At 61.2% G+C, this 19,738-nt stretch carries 16 protein-coding genes; 8 read left to right on the top strand and 8 right to left on the bottom strand.

Translation table 11 applies throughout. The features are described from left to right. Positions 1-15 precede the first annotated feature (15 nt). The 3 genes from ACM6J5_RS14265 to ACM6J5_RS14255 are packed head-to-tail and all read right to left on the bottom strand — an operon-like array spanning position 16 to position 2,922. Positions 16-1,692 (bottom strand): intermembrane transport protein PqiB, encoded by a 1,677-nt coding sequence (locus ACM6J5_RS14265; RefSeq protein ID WP_414928772.1) that lies wholly within the window; start codon positions 1,690-1,692, stop codon positions 16-18. Further along, positions 1,673-2,329, bottom strand: a complete 657-nt coding sequence (locus ACM6J5_RS14260) for a paraquat-inducible protein A (RefSeq protein WP_150672878.1) — start codon at positions 2,327-2,329, stop codon at positions 1,673-1,675. Before ACM6J5_RS14260 ends, ACM6J5_RS14265 begins: the two co-directional genes overlap by 20 nt. Beyond that, positions 2,326-2,922, bottom strand: a complete 597-nt coding sequence (locus tag ACM6J5_RS14255) for a paraquat-inducible protein A (RefSeq protein WP_414928771.1) — start codon at positions 2,920-2,922, stop codon at positions 2,326-2,328. Before ACM6J5_RS14255 ends, ACM6J5_RS14260 begins: the two co-directional genes overlap by 4 nt. Positions 2,923-3,295: 373 nt before the next feature. On the opposite strand from ACM6J5_RS14255, the gene ACM6J5_RS14250 reads away from it, so the two are divergent. Beyond that, positions 3,296-4,948, top strand: a complete 1,653-nt coding sequence (locus tag ACM6J5_RS14250) for an arylsulfatase (protein WP_150672877.1) — start codon at positions 3,296-3,298, stop codon at positions 4,946-4,948. A gap of 94 nt (positions 4,949-5,042) precedes the next feature. On the opposite strand, the gene ACM6J5_RS14245 is transcribed toward ACM6J5_RS14250, so the two are convergent. The 3 genes from ACM6J5_RS14245 to ACM6J5_RS14235 form a co-directional block, all read right to left on the bottom strand. Beyond that, positions 5,043-6,344, bottom strand: a complete 1,302-nt coding sequence (locus ACM6J5_RS14245) for an NAD(P)/FAD-dependent oxidoreductase (protein ID WP_414928770.1) — start codon at positions 6,342-6,344, stop codon at positions 5,043-5,045. Beyond that, the gene (locus ACM6J5_RS14240; RefSeq protein WP_150672875.1) at positions 6,341-7,429 is read right to left on the bottom strand and encodes a polyamine ABC transporter substrate-binding protein; all 1,089 of its coding nucleotides are present in this window, start codon (positions 7,427-7,429) and stop codon (positions 6,341-6,343) included. Before ACM6J5_RS14240 ends, ACM6J5_RS14245 begins: the two co-directional genes overlap by 4 nt. 148 nt (positions 7,430-7,577) lie before the next feature. Continuing rightward, the gene (locus ACM6J5_RS14235) at positions 7,578-8,936 is read right to left on the bottom strand and encodes a glutamine synthetase family protein (protein ID WP_150672874.1); all 1,359 of its coding nucleotides are present in this window, start codon (positions 8,934-8,936) and stop codon (positions 7,578-7,580) included. Positions 8,937-9,098: 162 nt separating this feature from the next. Here ACM6J5_RS14235 and ACM6J5_RS14230 point away from each other — a divergent pair, with 162 nt between their 5' ends. After that, positions 9,099-10,031, top strand: a complete 933-nt coding sequence (locus tag ACM6J5_RS14230; protein ID WP_414928769.1) for a helix-turn-helix domain-containing protein — start codon at positions 9,099-9,101, stop codon at positions 10,029-10,031. On the opposite strand, the gene ACM6J5_RS14225 is transcribed toward ACM6J5_RS14230, so the two are convergent. Both ACM6J5_RS14225 and ACM6J5_RS14220 read right to left on the bottom strand, forming a co-directional pair. Continuing rightward, positions 10,028-10,624, bottom strand: coding sequence for a cupin domain-containing protein (locus tag ACM6J5_RS14225; RefSeq protein ID WP_150672872.1), 597 nt, complete (start codon positions 10,622-10,624; stop codon positions 10,028-10,030). The two genes, ACM6J5_RS14230 and ACM6J5_RS14225, sit on opposite strands and share 4 nt — an antisense overlap. Before the next feature lie 176 nt (positions 10,625-10,800). Then, positions 10,801-12,756: an FAD-dependent oxidoreductase gene (locus ACM6J5_RS14220; RefSeq protein WP_095943550.1), complete on the bottom strand. Its 1,956-nt coding sequence runs from the start codon at positions 12,754-12,756 to the stop codon at positions 10,801-10,803. A 314-nt stretch (positions 12,757-13,070) separates the two neighbouring features. On the opposite strand from ACM6J5_RS14220, the gene ACM6J5_RS14215 reads away from it, so the two are divergent. From ACM6J5_RS14215 to ACM6J5_RS14190, 6 genes are all read left to right on the top strand, one after another. Beyond that, positions 13,071-14,120 (top strand): ABC transporter substrate-binding protein, encoded by a 1,050-nt coding sequence (locus ACM6J5_RS14215; RefSeq protein ID WP_095943549.1) that lies wholly within the window; start codon positions 13,071-13,073, stop codon positions 14,118-14,120. Between the two features lie 75 nt (positions 14,121-14,195). Continuing rightward, positions 14,196-14,984 (top strand): class II aldolase/adducin family protein, encoded by a 789-nt coding sequence (locus ACM6J5_RS14210; protein ID WP_095943548.1) that lies wholly within the window; start codon positions 14,196-14,198, stop codon positions 14,982-14,984. A 246-nt stretch (positions 14,985-15,230) separates the two neighbouring features. Further along, complete coding sequence (locus tag ACM6J5_RS14205) at positions 15,231-15,878, top strand: TetR family transcriptional regulator C-terminal domain-containing protein (protein ID WP_095943547.1); 648 nt, start codon at positions 15,231-15,233, stop codon at positions 15,876-15,878. Positions 15,879-15,971: 93 nt separating this feature from the next. Further along, on the top strand, positions 15,972-16,688 hold the full coding sequence (locus ACM6J5_RS14200; RefSeq protein ID WP_095943546.1) for a response regulator: 717 nt from the start codon (positions 15,972-15,974) through the stop codon (positions 16,686-16,688). Positions 16,689-16,693: 5 nt separating this feature from the next. Beyond that, the gene (locus ACM6J5_RS14195) at positions 16,694-17,467 is read left to right on the top strand and encodes a substrate-binding periplasmic protein (RefSeq protein ID WP_414928768.1); all 774 of its coding nucleotides are present in this window, start codon (positions 16,694-16,696) and stop codon (positions 17,465-17,467) included. Beyond that, complete coding sequence (locus ACM6J5_RS14190) at positions 17,464-19,719, top strand: ATP-binding protein (protein WP_414928767.1); 2,256 nt, start codon at positions 17,464-17,466, stop codon at positions 19,717-19,719. The genes ACM6J5_RS14195 and ACM6J5_RS14190 overlap by 4 nt, the downstream gene beginning before the upstream one ends. Positions 19,720-19,738 lie beyond the last annotated feature (19 nt).

Genomic DNA, 19,738 nt, shown 5'->3' with positions numbered 1-19,738 from the left:
GTGTTGCTCCTGTGTTCAATTGCGCGGTGGCCCTTGCAGATCCATGGGGGCGGCATTGTTCGGACGGCCGCGAATCAGCGATTCCGGATGCCGTCCCAGGTAATCCGAGAGATCACGCAAGGATCTCGACGTGCGTCCCAGTTCATCCAGGGTCTGCCCCAGTTTTTCCCGTTGTGGCGAATCATCTGCCAAGGTCGAACTGGCCGATTGCAGGGTCGAATTGGCGGTTTCCAGGGTCTTGCTGACATCCGACAGGGTGGTTTGCACGCCAGGCAGGATCTTGCCGTTGAATTGCATCATGCCTTTGCGCAGTTCGACGAGGTTGCCATCGAGATTGCCGGCGATACGCTCGATCGGCAGTTTGTTGATCTTGTCGACCATGGATTCGAGTTTTTCCTGCAATTGCTCGAGGCTTCCGGGAATGGTCGGAATCATGACCGGGCGCGCGTTTGCATCGAAGGCGACTTTGTCGGCCTTGGGGTAGAAGTCCAGGGCAATGTACAACTGGCCGGTCAGGAAGTTGCCGGTGCGGGCCTGGGCACGCAGGCCGTTCTCGATGAAGGTGCCGATCAGCCGCACGCCAGCGGCTTCGTCATTGGGATCATGCTTGAGCACCCTGAGCATTTTGATGTGGGCCTGGCCCAGGCGTTGCGGGTAAATCACGATGCCGACGTTGACCGGAAAGGAGCGAGCTTTCTCGTCATAATCCAGATTGACCGCCACCACCTTGCCGATGTCCACGCCGAGGAACTCCACCGGGGCATCGACTTTGAGGCCGCGCATTGCCTGGTCGAAACGCATGGCCAGGTACTGCGGCTTGCCGTTTGGCGGGGCGAGGGCGGTTTGCTGGTCTTCGAACAGTTCGTAGGCGTACTCGGCAGCCGCAGGTTTATCGTCAGGGCTGTAGTCGGGCGCGCGGAAGGCAATGCCGCCCACCAGCAAGGAAGACAACGATTCGGTCTTGACCGCAAAACCGTTGGCGCCGACGTTCACGTCAATGCCGCTGGCGTTCCAGAAGCGGGTGTTTTCGGTGACGTATTTGTCATTGGGTGCATGGACGAACAGTTCAATGTTCACGCCCTTGCCATCAGCGTCCAGTGCGTAGGCCACCACCTGGCCCACCGGGATCTTGCGGTAGTAGACCGGAGAGCCGATATCCAGCGACCCCAGGTCCTGGGTGAACAGGGTGAAACGCTTGCCCGGCTCGCCATAGGTGATCGGCGGCGGGTTTTCCAACCCCTTGAAGTTTTTTGCCCGGCCGTTGGCCTGGCCGATATCGGCACCGATGTAGTCGCCCGACAGCAGCGTATCGATACCGGACACACCGCCCGCGCCAATGCGCGGCCGCACGACCCAGAACTGCGAATCTTCGCGGGTAAAGCTTTCGGCCTGCTTTTCCAGCTTGATGGTGGCGTTGACGCTCTTCTGGTCATTGGCCAGCTCCACATCGGAGACATGACCAATCACGACATTGCGGTATTTGACCTCGGTCTTGTTCGCGGTCAGGCCGTCCCCGGTCTTGAACGTGACAACGATGGTCGGGCCTTGTTGCAAAATGCTGTGAACCACCAGCGAAATACCCACCAGCACCGCGACGATCGGGACGATCCAGACCAGCGAAACGCTGAAGCGGCGGGTCTTGATCGGTGCCTGCCCGGGGGCTTGCGGCCCGTCAGTGGCTTGTGACTTCATCCGTGACCTCCTCATTGTGTGGGTTTTCCCGTTCTTTATCCCAAATCAAGCGTGGATCGAAACTCATTGCCGACAGCATGGTAAACACCACAACCAGACCAAAAAACAGAATGCCCGGGCGCGGCTCGATATCGGCCAGGGCCTGGAACTTGACCAGCGAAGCCACCAGGGCGACCACGATCACATCGAGCATCGACCAATAGCCGATGACCTCGACGAAACGGTACAACGTCGACCGCTCCTTGCGAGCCCACTCGCTGTCGCGTTGCACGGTGACCAGCAGCAGTGTGATGGCAACGAACTTGATGCCCGGCACCGCGATACTGGCAATGAAAATGATCAGGGCGATGTCCCAGGCCCCAGCCTCCCAGAACTCCAGCACGCCGCTCATGATCGTGCTGTCGGCGCCATTGCCGACCATTTGGGTGTTCATCACCGGCAGCAGGTTGGCCGGGATATAGAACACCAGAGCCGCGATCATGTAGGCCCAGGTGCGGGTCAGCGAATTGGTTTTGCGCCGATGCAGCGGTGCACCGCAGCGCTCGCATTCGTGGGGCTCGAAGGTCATGTCGCAGGCGAGCCCGCAGGTGTGACACAGGCACAGGTTGAGCTCGTCGGCGTAAGGAGGCGTGCTCATACAAGGTCCCATAGTTCGCGGATATCGCGCCCGGCGATGCGGATCATCATCAGGCTCAGCGCAGCCAGGGCGAACAACCCGATGCCGGGCAGCACATCGAGCAGTCCGGCGAGCTTGATCACCGCGACCATGGCACCCAGCAGACAGACTTCGAGCATGCTCCAGGGCCTCAGGGTTTCCAGCCAGCGCATGCATAACCTGAATCCGGGCGAGCGTTGACGGGCGAGGGCGAAGCCCAGCACCCAGATCAGCAGCAACAGCTGGAAAATCGGCGCGATGATCATGGCGATTGCCGCCACCATGGCGATGAAGGTGATAGGCCCCTGGGTCAGCGCCAGCACCGAGTCCCAGAGCGTCGCACTGTTCTTCACGCCTTTGAGGTTGATGCTCATCACCGGATAGAAATTGGCGAATATCCACAGCATCAACGCCGTGAAGGTCAACGCAAGACGCTGTTCCACCGTGAGGCCGTTATAGCGCTGAAGTACGCCGCCGCAGCGCGTACACAGGGTTTTTTGGTGTTTGGCGAGCGTGACTTTCTGGAAAACGCTGTCGCAGTGCTCGCAGATGATCAACTGATCAGTAGTTGCCATTGGTCAAGCTCAATAAGAGGCAGGAAGTTCAGAGCACCCCCTCAATATAGAGGTGACTTGCGATTGAGCAAATGGAAAGTCGCGAGCTTAACATTATCCGCCGCCCGGGGATGACTCGACCCAGGGTATTTCATGGGGGAAACAAGCGACGGACGATTTTTAATTCTTCTGCCGGCCATGCGCGTTTTGATAATAACCGTACTAGGCTGATTCGGGTGCCTTGAGTAGCAACAGGCTTTTCATTTTTTTGGCAGTTGAACGCTTGGAACTAATCAGAGGGCATGGTTTGGGGGTAACTCACCAGGGTCCGGTCTCGGATTACTTGAAAAAAGTCGCCGGCCGCAAGGATCCGTCCCGATAAAGGAAGGTCGCCATGAAAAGACTCTCGCATCGCTCAAGGTTCTACATTGCAGGTTCATTACTGATAGCGCTCAACGGTATGGCCCAGGCAGCACAAACAGAAAAGCCCAATATCCTGTTCATCGTGTCCGACGATACCGGCTACGGTGATCTTGGGCCATACGGTGGCGGGGTCGGTCGAGGCATGCCGACACCCAGCATCGACGAACTGGCCGCTGAGGGCACAACCTTTTATTCGTTCTACGCGCAACCGAGTTGTACGCCTGGGCGAGCCGCCATGCAGACCGGGCGCATCCCCAATCGCAGCGGCATGACCACCGTGGCCTTTCAGGGTCAGGGCGGTGGTTTGCCCGCCGCTGAATGGACCCTGGCCTCGGTGCTCAAGACCGGCGGTTACGAAACCTATTTCACCGGCAAGTGGCACCTGGGTGAAGCCGACTATGCGATGCCCAATGCCCAGGGCTATGACGTGATGAAGTACGTCGGCCTCTATCACCTCAATGCCTACACCTACGCCGACCCGACCTGGTTCCCTGACATGGACCCGGAAACCCGGGCGATGTTTGCCCAGGTGACCAAGGGCGCACTCTCGGGCAAGGCCGGAGAGAAGCCCGTCGAAGAGTTCAAGATCAACGGCCAGTATGTTGATACGCCGGTCATCGATGGCAAACCCGGTGTCGTCGGGATTCCCTACTTTGACGGCTATGTGGAAAAGGCCGCACTGGAATTCCTCGACACCGCCGCCAAATCCGACAAGCCGTTCTTCATCAACGTCAACTTCATGAAAGTGCACCAGCCGAACCTGCCGGCACCGGAGTTCGTTCACAAGTCGATCTCCAAGTCCAAATACGCCGACTCGGTGGTCGAACTGGATACGCGCATCGGCCATATCATGGACAAGCTCAAGGCGCTGGGCCTGGATAAGAACACGCTGGTGGTCTACACCACCGACAACGGCGCCTGGCAGGACGTTTACCCGGATGCCGGCTACACGCCGTTCCGTGGCACCAAGGGCACCGTGCGCGAGGGCGGCAACCGGGTGCCGGCGATCATGACCTGGCCCGGAAAAATCAAACCGAACGCCAAGAACCACGACATTCTCGGCGGGCTCGATCTGATGGCGACCTTCGCCTCGGTGGCCGGTATCAAGTTGCCGGAGAAGGATCGCGAAGGTCAGCCGATCTTTTTCGACAGCTATGACATGACCCCGGTGATTACCGGCACTGGCCCCAACCCACGCAAAGAGTGGTTCTACTTTACCGAAAACGAGTTATCGCCAGGGGCGGCCCGTGTAGGCAACTACAAAGCCGTGTTCAACCTGCGCGGCGACGATGGTGCCCAAACCGGTGGCTTGGCCGTGGACACCAACCTGGGCTGGAAAGGTGCCACCAAGTACGTGGCGACAGTGCCTCAGGTCTTCGATTTGTACCAGGACCCACAGGAGCGCTATGACATCTTCATGAGTAACGTCACCGAGCGTACCTGGACCATGGTGCCGATCAGTCAGGCGATCAACAAGCTGATGCAGACCTACATCAAGTATCCGCCACGCAAGATGCAAAGCATGACCTATGACGGGCCGATCGAGTTGTCCAAGTATCAGAAGTTCCAGTCGGTTCGGGAGGATTTGCAGAAGGAAGGCATTCACATTCCGATACCTCAATAGGCGTGTCGCAGCGGCCACTTGAGGTCGCTGCAGCCCCCGCCTGACCTGCCGGGACGCCTGAAGCGAGGGACAACTCGCCTCAGGCGCCCGGTGGTCAACCCAGCACTTCCCGCATCCGATACCAGAACATGCCAAGGGCCAGCAAGGGTGAACGCAGAGCGCGTCCGCCGGGGAAGGTCATGTGCGGCACGGCGCTGAACACGTCGAAGCCTTTGCTATGGCCGACATGGATCGCTTCGCCCAACAACTTCGCGCACCAGTGGGTCACGTTCAGTCCATGGCCGGAGTAACCCTGGGCGTAGAACACGTTCGGGTGCTGGCTCAGGCGCCCGACCTGGGGGAAGCGGTTGGCCGAGATGCCGATCTTGCCGCCCCACTGATAGTCGATGCGCACATCGGCCAGTTGCGGGAATACCTTGAGCATCTGCGGGCGCATGTAGGCGCTGATGTCCGAAGGATCGCGCCCGGAGTAATGGCAGGCACCGCCGAACAGCAAACGCCGGTCAGCCGAGAGCCGGTAGTAATCCAGGCCGACTTTCTGGTCGCACAGCGCGACGTTGTGCGGGATCAGTTTTGCCGCGGCATCTTGCGACAACGGCTCGGTGGCGATGATGTAGCTGCCCGCCGGGAGCACCTTGCCGCTGAGCTTCGGTTCCAGTTCTTCGAGGTGCGCATTGCAGGCCAGCACCAAGGTGTCTGCGCGCACCGTGCCACCGGCGCAACGGACCTGCACCGTGCTGCCATGGATCAACTCCAGCACCGGGCTCTGCTCGAAAATTTGCACCCCAAGGGACTCGGCAACTTGCGCTTCGCCAAGGACCAGGTTCAGCGGATGCAAATGCCCCGAGCCCATGTCCACCAGGCCACCGGCATACACAGCGGAATTCACCACCTGTTCACGAATTTGCTCCGGTGCCACCAATCGGGTTTCAAAGGCGTAGCCGGATTCAATGAGTTCCGTCTGCTCGGCCTTGAGTGCCTTGAACTGGGCCGGGGTATTGGCCAGCTCGCAAAAGCCCCAGCTCAGATCGCAATCGATACCGTGCTCGCGGACGCGATTGGCCACGACTTGCACCGACTCGGTCCCGGCATGCTCCAGGTATTGCACGCCATCGGCGCCGATGTGCCTGGCGAAACCACTGACGTCATGGCCGATGCCTCGAATCAACTGGCCACCGTTGCGCCCGCTGGCGCCCCAGCCAATTCGCCGGGCTTCCAGCAAGATCACCGAGAGCCCGCGCTGGGCCAGTTCGATGGCGGTGTTGATGCCGGTGAAACCCGCGCCGACCACGCAGACGTCGGCCGTAAGGTCCGAGGCCAGCGCGGGACGCTGCCTCATGCCCTTGGCGGATGCCGCGTACCAGGAGTGGGTGTGTTCCTTGGTGTACTGATTCATTTGTTGGACTTCACTTTGCTCCACGAGCGGGTCATCAGGCGCATGATCGACTGCGGCGGCGTGGTGGAGATGTAGAGTTTGTCGAGGACTTCCTGGGGCGGATAAACCTCGGGGTTGCCGACCAGCTCAGGGTCCATGTACTGCTTGGCGGCCGGGTTCGGGTTGGCGTAGCCGACCGACTCACTGACCTTGGCAATCACTTGCGGGTCCAACAGGTAGTTGATGAAGGCGTGAGCTTCTTTTGGATTGCCGGCGTCGGCGGGGATGGCCAACAAGTCGAACCACAGATTGGCGCCTTCCTTGGGAATGGCGTAGGCGATGTTCACGCCGTTCTTGGCTTCCTTGGCGCGGTTGGCGGCCTGGAACACGTCGCCCGAGTAACCGAACGCCACGCAGATGTCGCCGTTGGCCAGGTCCGAGACGTACTTGGAGGAGTGGAAGTAGGTGATGTAGGGACGGATCTGCAGCAGCCTGGCTTCGGCCTTTTTGAAGTCCTCGGGGTTTTCGCTGCGCGGGTCCATGCCCATGTAGTTGAGCATCGCCGGGAACACTTCGTCCGCCGAGTCCATCATCGACACGCCGCAGGCACTGAGCTTCTTGATGTTTTCCGGTTCGAACAGCACGGCCCAGGAATCGATCTTGTCGATGCCCAGCACCGCCTTGACCTTGTCGACGTTATAGCCGATGCCGTTGGTGCCCCACAGGTACGGCACAGAGTGTGCGTTGCCCGGATCGTTTTTCTCAAGCAAAGCCAGCAGTTTCGGGTCGAGGTTCTTGAAGTTCGGCAGTTGCTCGCGATCGAGCTTGAGGAACGCGCCGGCCTTCACCTGGCGGGCGAGGAAGTGGTTGGACGGCACCACCACGTCATACCCGGTACGACCGGCGAGCAGTTTGCCTTCCAGGGTTTCGTTGGAATCGAATACGTCGTAGATCACCTTGATCCCGGTCTTGGCCTGGAAGTCGGCGAGGGTGGTTTCGCCGATGTAGTCGGTCCAGTTGTAGACGCTGACCTGGGGCTGGGCCTGGGCAACGGCACTGAACAGAATCGCCAGCGCGGCCGGGACCACGGATTTCAAAAGACGCATATCGATACCTCTTGGAATTATTGGATTGTTCAGGTGATTCTTTGGTGTTCTGTCGGCCGTCATCGCGAGCAGGCTCGCTCCCACATTTGGAATGCGTTCCCCTGTGGGAGCGAGCCTGCTCGCGAAGGTCTTAAGGACAGCGCAAATCTCAGACGCTGAGCATCAGGAACTCACGCTCCCAGGAGCTGATCACCCGTTTGAAGTTCTCGTGCTCGGCGCGTTTGACCGCGACATAGCCGCGCACGAACTTGCTGCCCAGGTAGCGGCTGACGGTGTCGCATTCTTCCATCTGGGTCAGGGCGTCTTCGATGGTGATCGGCAGGCGCAGGTTGCGACGCTCATAGGCGCGGCCCTCTACCGCGGCGCTCGGCTCGATGCGCTCGACCATGCCCAGGTAACCACACAGCAGGCTGGCGGCGATGGCCAGGTACGGGTTGGCGTCGGCACCCGGCAAGCGGTTTTCCACGCGCATTGCATCGGGGCTGGAAGTCGGCACGCGCAGGCCGACGGTGCGGTTCTCTTCGCCCCATTCGACGTTCACCGGTGCCGAGGTGTCCGGCAGGAAGCGGCGGAACGAGTTGACGTTAGGCGCGAACATCGGCAGCACTTTCGGGATGTACTTCTGCAAACCACCGATGTGATGCAGGAACAGCTCGCTCATGTTGCCATCGGCATCGGCAAAGATCGGCTGGCCCGTGGCAATGTCCACCACGCTCTGGTGAAGGTGCATGGCGCTGCCCGGCTCGTCGCCGACCGGCTTGGCCATGAAGGTTGCCGCCACGTTGTGCTTGAGCGCCGCTTCACGCATGGTGCGCTTGAACACGGTGATCTGGTCGGCAAGGTCCAGGGCGTTGCCGTGACGGAAGTTGATTTCCATCTGCGCCGGGCCGTCCTCGTGGATCAGCGTGTCGAGGTCCAGACCTTGCAGTTCGCACCAGTCATAGACGTCTTCGAACAGCGGGTCGAATTCGTTCGCCGCGTCGATGGAGAACGACTGACGACCGCTTTCGGCGCGGCCAGAACGGCCCATCGGCGCCTTGAGCGGCAAGTCCGGGTCTTCGCAGCGCTGGGTCAGGTAGAATTCCATTTCCGGCGCGACAATCGGCCGCCAGCCCTTGTCGGTATACAACTGCAGGACTTTCTTCAGCACGTTGCGCGGCGACAGTTCGATCGGGTTGCCAAACTTGTCGAAGGTGTCGTGGATCACGATGGCGGTCGGCTCGATGGCCCATGGCACCACGTAGACGGCGTCGGCGTCGGGCTTGCAGACCATGTCGATATCGGCCGGGTCGAGCAGGTCGTAGTAGATGTCGTCGTCGACAAAGTCCCCGGTTACCGTTTGCAACAACACACTTTCCGGCAGGCGCATGCCTCGCTCATGCAGGAACTTGTTGGTGGGTGCGATTTTGCCGCGTGCAATGCCGGTCAGATCGCTGACGACGCACTCGACTTCGGTAATCTTGTGATCTTTCAGCCAAGTGAACAGCTGATCGAAAGGGACATTCATAAAGACCTCGTTATTGGTTTTATTAACGCCAGGAGAGACCGGTTTCATCCGCCGGACACTTCCCCTGTAGCGCGTTGACGACTATCTTGTGCGAGCCTTGCGGTTCCATCTATCCACTTTAAGCAGCACAAAGCGCACCAAAAGAGTGCGCAAGGTCGCCCCATGACAGGTTCCACTTCCCTTCAGGTCCAAGCGTTCAACACCGCCGATGTCGCCGAGCAAATCCGCGCCACGCCGGGTTGGGTGCAGCAATACCAGCAGATGTCGCCTGGGCATTTCGCAGGCCTGGTGCGTTATCTGGATCTGCAGGGCGTGGAAATTTACGAAGAGTCGATGAACACCCGGGTCGAGCAGAATTTCAGCGCGCCCCAGGGCTCGTTGTCGTTCTGTTTCGATCGCGGCGACAACGCGCTGTACGTGTTGAATGGCGAAAGCCGCAACATCTGGATCACCCCGGAGAACTACCAGGAAATCGCCGTGGTGTTCGGGCCGGAGTTTGTAAAGCGCCACAGCCTCGACATCGCCAGGCTCGAAGGGCTGTTCATGGCACCGCTCAACTCCCGGCAGAACGCGCTGTTTTGCCGTTGGCTCAGCGGGACCTTGACGCGGCTGTCGCAGACCTTCGATCCACCAAGTCGCGAAGCGCTGACCCAGCAACTGCTGGAAGATTGCCTGTTCATCCTCGACAACGCCTGTGTCGGCCTCGACCAGGGCGCGTTGCAGCGCCGTGCCGGGGAGCGGTCGATCATGAAGCGGGTAGGGGAATGGGCGGCGGACACCCCGGAAGAACACCTCAACCTGCTGGAGTTGTCCCAGGTCGCGGGGGTTTCACTGCGCCAGTTGCAGCATGCGTTCAAAACCTACACCGGCATGTCGCCGACCCAATGGTTGCGTCTGCGCCGCCTCAACAGCGCCCGCCGCGAATTGCTCAGCCGCACGCCGATGCAAACCACCGTGGCCGAAGTGGCGATGCATTGGTCGTTCTGGCATCTGGGGCGGTTTTCCAGCAGCTACCGCGCGTTGTTCAACGAGCTGCCGAGCGACACCCTCAAGCGTGCGAGTACCACTCAGGCAAACAGTCGCCGCCGACGTTAGAACGTCGGCGGCGTAATCACCCAGATCACCACTGCATCGACATCGCCGGGGTTGCCGTAGCGGTGCGGTTCCTGGCTGGAAAAGCTGAAGCTGTCGCCTTCATTGAGCTGGAAATGGCGCTCGCCGACCCACAACTCGAAACGCCCCGAGAGCAAGTAACCGGCTTCTTCACCGTCGTGGCTGTAGCTTTGCTGGCTGTAGGTGCCGGGCGGGAAACGCGAGTGGAGCATTTCCAGTTGACGGTTGGCCTGCGGTGTCAGCAACTGGTCGACGATGCCGTCTTCGTAGTGCACGTTCAGGCGGCTGTTCTTGCGCACCACGACGCCGTCATCCTCTGGCGCGGTGACTGCTTCACTGGCGAAGAACCACTGGATGGTAACGCCGAGGCTGCGGGCAATGTTGAACAGCGCCGGAATCGACGGGTAGGCGAGGTTGCGTTCCAGCTGGCTGATGTAGCCGGCGGTGAGTTCGCTCTGTTGCGCCAGTTCCGCCAGGGTCATGCCCCGGCGCTTGCGCAGGCCGCGAATGCGCGTGCCGAGAAAATGCGGTTCGGCGCTGCCGGTTGCGGGCTGTGACTTGCTGTTGTTGCTCATGGAAAATTCCGAACCGGGAAGGGGCCACATCCCCCTGTAGGAGCGAGCCTGCTCGCGATGGTCGTTAACGATAACGCTGGAAGCCTGACACCCAGCGGTGTTCTCGGGTTCATCGCGAGCAGGCTCGCTCCTACAGGGGCGGTGTTAGCCGTTAAAGCCCCGGAGTATAAACAGCCTTAAAGCTCCCACGCGACTTTCAGGCCTTCATAAATCGCTTCTTCGGCGGTACGCGGTGCCAGGCAGTCGCCGATTCGGCGAAACTCCACCAGCCCTTGCAACTCAGCGCCCAGGGTATCCACCGGTTGATGCCCCTGGCACAGCACCAGCGTATCGATGTTTTCCATCAACATCGGTTCGCCACTGGCGGTGTGTTGCAGGTACACCGTGTTGTCATCGCAGCCATACAGCCTCGCGTAAGGGGTGATCGGCACACCCAGCTTATGCAGCTCGCCGGCCAGTTGATCGCGCACGTACAGCGGCAGGTTTTCCCCGCAATGGGTGCCGTTGACCGCCAGTTGCACCTGGTGCCCGGCGCGCACCAGCCGTTCGGCGATACCGGGGCCGATCCAGTCGCAACGCCAGTCGACCACCACCACTGAGCGGCCGATCCGTACTTCATCGCGCAGCACTTGCCAGGCGTCCACCACCTGCAATTCACCGCCGCGCTCGAAGGGCGGCCAGTAGGGCTCGGCTCCGGTAGCGACGATCACCACGTGCGGTTTTTCCTGCTCCACCAGTGCCCGGTCGACTCGGGTATTGCGCACCACGCGCACGCCGGCCAGTTCCATTTCTCGCTGCAGGTTGGTACTCGCTCCGCCGAACTCGCTGCGCCGTGGCAGCAGTTGCGCGAGCAATACCTGACCGCCCAGTTGCGAATTGGCTTCGTACAGCGTCACCTCATGGCCGCGCTGGGCCGCGACGGTGGCGGCTTTCATCCCGGCCGGTCCACCGCCGGCGATCATGATGCGTTTGCGCTGTGGCGCTTGTCGGCGTTCGCCGAAGACCAGTTCGCGCCCGGTTTCCGGGTGCTGGATGCAGGAAATCGGCAAGCCCTTGTGGAAGTGGCCGATGCAGGCCTGATTGCAGGCAATGCAAGCCCGCACGTCTTCGACGCGGCCGGTGTCGGTCTTGTTGGGCATTTGCGGATCGCAGATCAGCGCCCGGGTCATGCCGCACACATCGGCCTGGCCGCGAGCCAGAATCAGCTCGGCTTCCTGGGGCTGGTTGATGCGCCCGGTGACGAACAGCGGAATGTCCAGACTGGCCTTGAAAGTTCCGGCTTCCCTGGCCAGGTACGCCGCTTCGATCGCCATGGGCGGCACGATATGCACCGCGCCACCAAGGGAAGCCGAGGTGCCGGCGACGATATGCACGTAATCAAGCTGCGCTTGCAGTGACTGCACGGCGGCCAGGGATTCGTCCTCGGTCAGGCCCTCAGGGTCGCGCTCGTCGGCGGAGATGCGCAGGCCGACGATGAACTGCTCGTCGGTCGCCTCGCGCACAGCGGCTATGACCTCGCGCAGAAAACGCAAACGCTGCTCCAGTTCGCCGTTGTAGCCATCGGTACGCCGGTTGACCCGCGGATTGATGAATTGCGCCGGCAGGTAACCGTGGCTGGCCACGACCTCGACGCCATCGATGCCTGCCTGGTGCAGGCGCCGGGCGGCAGCGGCATAACCGGCGACGATCTCGTCGATCATCGCCTGGTCCAGCGCGCGGGGCATCACCCGGAACCGTTCGTTGGGCACCGACGATGCAGAGTAGGCCACCGCCAGCAGGCCATCGCTGGACTCCATGATCTCCCGCCCCGGATGGAACACCTGGGACAACACCACAGTGCCGTGGGCATGGCAGGTTCGCGCCAGTTTGCGGTAGCCCTCGATGCATGCATCGTCGGTGGCCATCAGCACGTGGGAGGTGTAGCGCGCACTGTCATGCACGCCAGCCACCTGCAGCACGATCAGCCCCGCACCGCCTTCGGCACGCGCCCGGTGATAGGCGATCAATTGTTCATTGACCAGGTTGTCGGTGGGCATCGAGGTGTCGTGTCCGCTGGACATGATGCGGTTCTTCAGGCGCTTGCCACGGATCTCCAGGGGTTCGAACAGGTGCGCGAAGGCGGGTGTCGGCATGGTGCGATTACTCCAGGCAGGCTGCTCTTTGTAGGAGCGAGCCTGCTCGCGATGGTCGTCAACGATAACGCTGGGTATCTGATACCCCGCGGCGTTCTCAGGTCCCTCGCGAGCAGGCTCGCTCCTACAGAGGCATCAGGTTTCGGTTGTTATTATTGGTCTATAGAAGTTTACCTTCAGTAAAAAATCAACTTGTTTTTTTACTGTGGCGTGGAGTAGTTTCATCTCGAGCCCGCTCCCGGGCCGAACCTCACAACAATAAAAAAGGGCTGCGCGGGCCTTGGGTCCCGTGGCACCTGCAAGAGGAACCATTGATGAAATCGCACATGCTCAAGCACGGTTTTTATCCCTTGGTGTTGTCCGTGGCCATGGGCCTGGGCAGTGCTCAGGCAGCATCGGACATGGTAGTGGTCGGATACGGCGGAGCCGGACAAAAAGCCCAGGACGTGGCGTTCTTTCAACCCTTCGCCGCCGTGGATCAAAGCAAGGTGATCCAGAGCGAATACAACGGCGAGATGGCCAAGATCAAAGTGATGGTCGACACCGGCAACGTCGACTGGGACGTGGTGCAGATCGAAGGCCCGGACCTGATGCGCGGCTGCGAGGAAGGCATGTATGAGCGCCTGGACTGGACTCGCCTGGGCCACGCCGACCAGTTGATCCCCGAAGCGGCGCAGGAATGCGGTTCCGCCGCGCTGGTGTGGAGCGTGGCCATTGCCTACGACACTGACAAACTGGCCCAGGCCCCGACCTCGTGGGCAGATTTTTGGGACGTGAAGAAAACCCCCGGCAAGCGTGGGCTGCGCAAACGCGCGGTGTACAACCTGGAATTCGCCTTGCTGGCCGACGGGGTGAAAACCGAAGACGTCTACAAGGTGCTCGGCACCCCGCAGGGCGTGGACCGGGCATTCGCCAAACTCACTGAACTCAAGCCTTACATCCAGTGGTGGGAGGCGGGCGCACAGCCGCCGCAATGGCTGACCGCCGGCGATGTGGTGATGACCTCGACCTACAGCGGGCGCATCGCCGATGCCGCGCAGAAAGGCAGCCACCTCGCTCTGGTGTGGCCCGGCAGCCTGTACGGCATGGACTACTGGGCGATCATCAAAGGGTCCAGACATGTGGATCAGGCCAAGCGCTTTATTGCCTTCGCCAACCAGCCGGACGCCCAGGTCAACTACGTGCAGCAGATCCCCTACGGCCCGACCAACACCCAGGCCGCCGCGCGGCTGGACGACAAACTGGCGCAATGGGTGCCCACTGCGCCACAGAACCTCAAGGGTGCACTGTCGATGAACGTGGGTTTCTGGGTCGATCATGGTGAGGAGCTCGAAGAACGCTTCAATGCATGGGCCAGTAAATAACCGCCCGCGGCTGGACGCAGGGAAGCGTCCAGCATTACTGTCTGCCCCAGCCGATCAGTGTGGAGAACTCCAATAATGAACAATATTCAGATGGCACCGACTGCTGAACGCAGCGCCACCGAACAGCGCCTGCGTGAGGAACTGGCAGCCTGTTATCGCTTGATTGCGCACTTTCGCATGACCGATCTGATCTTCACCCACATCTCGATGCGCATTCCGGGGCCGGAGCATCACTTTCTGATCAACCCTTACGGGCTGATGTTCGATGAAATCACCGCGTCCAATCTGGTCAGGATTGACCTCAATGGCCATGCCGTGGAGCCTTCGCCGTACCCGGTCAACCCGGCCGGCTTCGTGATCCACAGCGCCATCCATGGCGCCCGTGAAGATGCGCAATGCGTGCTGCATACCCACACCAAATCCGGTTGCGCGGTGGCGGCGTTGAAGTGCGGACTATTGCCGGTGAACCAGATTTCCATGGAGTTCTATGGCCGGGTTGCCTACCACGACTACGAGGGCGTGGCGCTGGACCTGAGCGAGCAGCAACGTCTGGTGGCGGATCTGGGTGACAAGTCGGTACTGATGTTGCGCAACCATGGTTTGTTGACAGTGGGTGAGACGGTGAGCCAGGCGTTCCTGCGCATGTATTACCTGGAAAAGGCCTGTGAGATTCAGTTGGCGGCCATGGCTGCCGGTGAGTTGGTGCTGCCGCCGGCGGAGGTTTGCGCGCATACCGAGCGGCAGTTCAACGACCCCGGTCGGCCACTGGAAGAAGGCCAGCTCGCGGATCCGGATGCCATGCAACTGGCCTGGGCGGCGTTGTTGCGGTTGCTGGATCGAGTGGCGCCGGGTTACCGCGACTGATCCAGATCCTGTGTTGAATGGACTAACGCCATCGCGAGCAAGCTCGCTCCCACAGGGGATTTGCGTCGTACACCAAATATGTGGTCACCCGGATCAAAGGTGGGAGCGAGCCTGCTCGCGATGGGCGCGCCACGGTCCATCTGGCTTACACCCGACTGGAGACTTGGCCCGCTCTTGCTGTACAGTCGTTCAGCCCGCCGCTAACCCGCACAGGCCTGAACGATTGAACCAAGGAGCGTGTCGCCCATGAATCAGGAAGCCCGTTTTTCCCGCATGGAACCGGAGTTGCGCAAAGCCAACCTGATCGAGGCGACGCTGGTGTGCCTCAAGCGTCATGGTTTCCAGGGCGCGTCGATCCGCAAGATATCTGCCGAGGCCGGGGTTTCGGTGGGGCTGATCAGCCATCACTATTCCGGTAAGGACGAACTGGTGGCCGAGGCCTACATGGCGATCACCGGACGGGTCATGACCTTGCTGCGCGATGCCATGGAGCAAGCCGCGCCGAATGCCCGAGAGCGCTTGTCGGCGTTTTTCCGCGGGTCGTTTTCCGCCGAGCTGCTCGATCCGCAACTGATCGATGCCTGGCTGGCGTTCTGGGGCGCGGTGAAAACCGCCGAGGCCATTAACCAGGTCCACGATCATTCCTATGGCGAGTATCGCGGCATCCTCGGCAGGGTGCTGGCGGAACTGGCTCGGGAGGAGGGTTGGGAAAACTTCGACGCCGACCTCGCGGCTATCAGCCTCAGTGCCTTGCTCGACGGCTTGTGGCTGGAGTTCGGGCTGAACTCGGGTACCTTCACGCCGCAGCAGGGCATCCAGATTTGCGAGGCCTGGGTCGACGGGTTACAGGCCGGCGGACGCCAGCGTTTTTGCGTGCGGACGAGCGACTGTTGATCAGTTGTTCAGTACTGGATACTCTCTGGCGCCGATGCAGGAAAACACTCCAATAAGAAACGGGCCCTCAGGGCCTATGCCGGACACCAAGCGATGACTCCTCGGGTATTGATCGTCGATGACGATCCGCTGATTCGCGATCTGCTGCACGCCTACCTGTCCCAGGAAGGCTACGACGTCCACTGCGCCGCCACGGCGGAACTGGCGGAAACCTTCCTCGCCAGCCAGAGCGTCGACCTGGTGATGCTCGACATCCGCCTGCCGGGCAAGGACGGCCTGACCCTGACCCGCGAGCTGCGGGTGCGCTCGGAAGTCGGGATCATCCTGATCACCGGGCGCAACGACGAAATCGACCGCATCGTCGGCCTCGAATGCGGCGCCGATGACTACGTGATCAAACCCCTCAACCCAAGGGAACTGGTGTCCCGGGCGAAAAACCTGATCCGCCGGGTACGTCATGCGCAAACGCCTGCGCCGGTCGTCGCTGCGGCCAAACCGGTCAAGCAATTCGCCGACTGGTCGCTGGACACCGACCGCCGTCGCCTGATCGATCCTTCGGGCAGCGAAACCCTGCTGACCCACGGCGAGTACCAGTTGCTCAGCGTGTTCCTGCGCAACAGCGGCCACACCCTCAGCCGCGATCAGTTGATGGACCAGATCCGCAACCGCGAGTGGGTGCCCAACGACCGCTCCATCGACGTGCTGGTCGGGCGCCTGCGCCGCAAGTTGCACGACGATCCGGCCGAACCCCAATTGATCATCACCATTCACGGCGCCGGTTACCTGTTCACCGCCAGCGTGGCGGCCTGAAGCTGATGGCGCGATGGCTTTGCCTGCTGGTGATGCTGGTGGCCGGCCATGCCGTCGCGGCGGACAAGGTTCGCTATTGCGATTACCCGGTGTACCCGCCGGTCTCATGGAGTGATGGCAAACAGGTGCGCGGCCTGGCGCCGAGCGTGGTGAAGAACCTGTTTGGCCGGTTGGGTTACGAGGTCGAGATAGTCGTGCTGGGTAACTGGAAACGCTGTCTGCTGGACGCCGCCGAAGGCCGGGTCGATGTGGTGCTGGCCTACAGCACCGCGCAACGGGAGCAAAGCATGCTGTTCTCGACGGTGCCGGTATTGCGCGAAGAAGTGGCGCTGTTCATCAACCGCCGGCATCCGGTGAAATTCGAACAGCTGGACGACCTGGCCCGTTACCGTGGCGGCCTGTTGTTCGGCGAGAGCTATGGTGTGGAGTTCGATCGCATGGTTGCGCGCAACAACAATATCGAATGGGTGTCCGACAGCCGCCAGAACTTCGGCAAGCTGATTCGCGGGCGTATCGATTTCATCACCCAGGAGCGACGCACCGGCCAGCTGTACGTGGAAAACCTGCCAGGCGGCCAGGACATCGTTGCCTTGCCCAAGGCATTGAACGTGGACTATCTGCGGGTCGCCGTGTCGCGGCACTCGCCCTTGGCCGCTCGCATGCCCGAGATCAATGCGCAGTTGCAGCGGATGGTCGATGCCGGTGACATCGAGCGCTGGCTCAACGAAAGCGAAGTGACCTACCGCGACATGATCAACCTGCCGGCGGATGCGCAATGATTCGCGCCCGTCCCGGTGGACTGCTGCGGCGCCTGTTGCTGTTCATTCTGTTGTTCAGCCTGTGCTTCACCGTGCTGGCCAGCAGCGTGCAACTGTACATCGAGTATCGACGGGAAATGCGCGACATCGATTCGCGCATGGAGCTGATCCGCGCCGGCTACCTGGCCAGCCTGGAACGCAGCCTCTGGGATTTGAATCAGGAGCAATTGAACGTGCAGTTGCGCGGGCTGGTGGACTTCTCCGACGTCGCCCGGGTGCACTTGACCAGCGCCGATTTCGATCTGATTCAGGGCAATCCACACCCCACGGGGCCGATGCGCATCGAGCGCTTTGTCTTGGACTATCAGCCGCCGTCCGGCCCTTTGCGCAATCTTGGCGAGCTGGAAGTGAGCACGGATCTGGGGGCGGTGTACCAGCGTCTCTACGCCACCGGTTTGACCAGTCTGTTGTGGATGGCGGTGTTTCTCTGCGGCCTGGCCGTGGCGTTGTCGGGTTTGTTTTATCGACTGGTGACCCGGCACCTGAAAGTCATGGCCGAGTTTGCCCGGCGCATCGCCGCCGGTGAATGGCACGAGCCCCTGCACCTGGACAAGCGTCACGGCAGCGACGAAATCGATACCGTGGCCCATGCGCTGGACGATATGCGCCGGGCGATCCTGCGGGACATCGAGCGCCGGGAAACCGATCGTCTGGCCTTGCAGGACAACCGTGACGAATTGCTGAAAATGGTCGAGCGCCGTACCGCCAGCCTGATGCGTGCCAAAGACGAAGCGGAAGCGGCCAACCTTGCCAAGTCGCGGTTCCTGGCGACCATGAGCCACGAACTGCGCACGCCCCTCAATGGCATCCTCGGCATGGCCGAATTGTTGCGCGGCGCGCGTCTGGACGCCCAGGACGGCAAACGCCTGGATGCCTTGCACAAGGCTGGCGAAGGCTTGCTGACGATCCTCAACGAAGTGCTGTATTTCGCCAAGCTGGAGGAGGGCGTCAGCCATCCCGAACCGGTGGATTTCTCATTGCGCCAGTTGCTCGACGAGGTACTCACGCTGTTGGAACCGCGAGCGCTGAACAACGACACGATCCTCAGTTGCCGCATCGATCAGCGCATTGCCGAGCATCACCACGGCGCCGAGCAGTTCCTGCGTCAGGTACTGAGCAACCTGCTGGCCAACGCGATCAAGTTCACCGAAGGCGGCGAAGTCAGCGTCGAGGTAGCACTTCTCAGCGAAACCGGCGAGCAGACGGGGCAGCGGCTGCGGGTCAGTGTCACGGACGACGGCATCGGCATTGCCCCTTTGATGCAGGCGAAGATTTTCGAGCGTTTCACCCAGGCCAGCGAAGAAGTTGCGCAACGTTTTGGTGGCACCGGGCTGGGGTTGGCCATCTGCAAACATCTGGTGGAGCAGATGGGCGGCCGTATCGGCGTGGACAGTGAAGAGGGGCGCGGCAGTTGTTTCTGGTTCGAGCTGTCCCTGCAGCCGGCCAGCGGCGTGGCTCAGGCCCCGCCTGTGCGGGCGGCGGGGCCGGCACTGAACATCCTGGTGGTCGAAGACGTGGCACTCAACCGCGAAGTGGCCAAGGGCTTGCTGCAACGGGACGGCCACCGGGTGTGGCTCGCCGAAGAAGCGGATCAGGCACTGCAACACTGCGCGGCGCGGGTGTTCGATCTGATGCTGCTGGACGTGCACCTGCCGGGTATCAGCGGCGTCGAGTTATGCCGGCAGATCCGCCACAGCGACGGGCCGAACCGCCATACGCGCATTTTCGCCCTGACCGCCAGCGTGCAACCGGCACTGGTGCGCGGTTATCTGGAGGCCGGCATGGACGGTGTCCTGGCCAAGCCCTTGAAGCTGGAAAACCTGCGCCAGGTGCTGGAAGGGCAGGCGCCCGTGGCCGAGTCGCTGCCGAGCGATGAGGCAATGGACTGGCCGCTGTTGCAGACTCATCGCAGTCTGCTCGGCGAGCAAAAAGTCCAGAGTTTGCTGGCGGTACTGCGTGACTCGATTCTTCAGCACCGCGATGCGCTGCATGAAGCCATTGCCGCCGACGACTGCACCGAGGTCGCGCAACTGGCGCACCGTCTGGCCGGCAGTTGCGACTCGCTGGGGTTTCGCTCACTGGCCACGATGCTCAGGGCGCTGGAGACGTTGGCCTTGGGCAGCGATGAATCGGCGATCCGCCACATGAGCCTCGCGCTGGATGAACAAATGCAGCAGGCACTGACCACCCTGAAAGGCCTGTTGCAGAGCTGACGTACAAGTTTGTTACGAC

The sequence above is a fragment of the Pseudomonas sp. IT-P74 genome, assembly GCF_949768175.1.
GTDB lineage: Bacteria > Pseudomonadota > Gammaproteobacteria > Pseudomonadales > Pseudomonadaceae > Aquipseudomonas.
The sequence above is the reverse complement of the archived record's forward strand: the minus strand, read 5'-3'. Positions and strand labels throughout refer to the sequence as shown.

What these genes read in the sequence shown, in the direction of transcription:
- ACM6J5_RS14235 (WP_150672874.1), bottom strand. Translation starts at nt 8,936, where the DNA reads ATGAATGTCCCTTTCGATCAGCTGTTCACTTGGCTGAAAGATCACAAG.
- ACM6J5_RS14255 (WP_414928771.1), bottom strand. Translation starts at nt 2,922, where the DNA reads ATGGCAACTACTGATCAGTTGATCATCTGCGAGCACTGCGACAGCGTT.
- ACM6J5_RS14260 (WP_150672878.1), bottom strand. Translation starts at nt 2,329, where the DNA reads ATGAGCACGCCTCCTTACGCCGACGAGCTCAACCTGTGCCTGTGTCAC.
- ACM6J5_RS14220 (WP_095943550.1), bottom strand. Translation starts at nt 12,756, where the DNA reads ATGCCGACACCCGCCTTCGCGCACCTGTTCGAACCCCTGGAGATCCGT.
- ACM6J5_RS14230 (WP_414928769.1), top strand. Translation starts at nt 9,099, where the DNA reads ATGACAGGTTCCACTTCCCTTCAGGTCCAAGCGTTCAACACCGCCGAT.
- ACM6J5_RS14200 (WP_095943546.1), top strand. Translation starts at nt 15,972, where the DNA reads ATGACTCCTCGGGTATTGATCGTCGATGACGATCCGCTGATTCGCGAT.
- ACM6J5_RS14215 (WP_095943549.1), top strand. Translation starts at nt 13,071, where the DNA reads ATGAAATCGCACATGCTCAAGCACGGTTTTTATCCCTTGGTGTTGTCC.
- ACM6J5_RS14265 (WP_414928772.1), bottom strand. Translation starts at nt 1,692, where the DNA reads ATGAAGTCACAAGCCACTGACGGGCCGCAAGCCCCCGGGCAGGCACCG.
- ACM6J5_RS14245 (WP_414928770.1), bottom strand. Translation starts at nt 6,344, where the DNA reads ATGAATCAGTACACCAAGGAACACACCCACTCCTGGTACGCGGCATCC.
- ACM6J5_RS14240 (WP_150672875.1), bottom strand. Translation starts at nt 7,429, where the DNA reads ATGCGTCTTTTGAAATCCGTGGTCCCGGCCGCGCTGGCGATTCTGTTC.
- ACM6J5_RS14250 (WP_150672877.1), top strand. Translation starts at nt 3,296, where the DNA reads ATGAAAAGACTCTCGCATCGCTCAAGGTTCTACATTGCAGGTTCATTA.
- ACM6J5_RS14195 (WP_414928768.1), top strand. Translation starts at nt 16,694, where the DNA reads ATGGCGCGATGGCTTTGCCTGCTGGTGATGCTGGTGGCCGGCCATGCC.
- ACM6J5_RS14210 (WP_095943548.1), top strand. Translation starts at nt 14,196, where the DNA reads ATGAACAATATTCAGATGGCACCGACTGCTGAACGCAGCGCCACCGAA.
- ACM6J5_RS14205 (WP_095943547.1), top strand. Translation starts at nt 15,231, where the DNA reads ATGAATCAGGAAGCCCGTTTTTCCCGCATGGAACCGGAGTTGCGCAAA.
- ACM6J5_RS14225 (WP_150672872.1), bottom strand. Translation starts at nt 10,624, where the DNA reads ATGAGCAACAACAGCAAGTCACAGCCCGCAACCGGCAGCGCCGAACCG.
- ACM6J5_RS14190 (WP_414928767.1), top strand. Translation starts at nt 17,464, where the DNA reads ATGATTCGCGCCCGTCCCGGTGGACTGCTGCGGCGCCTGTTGCTGTTC.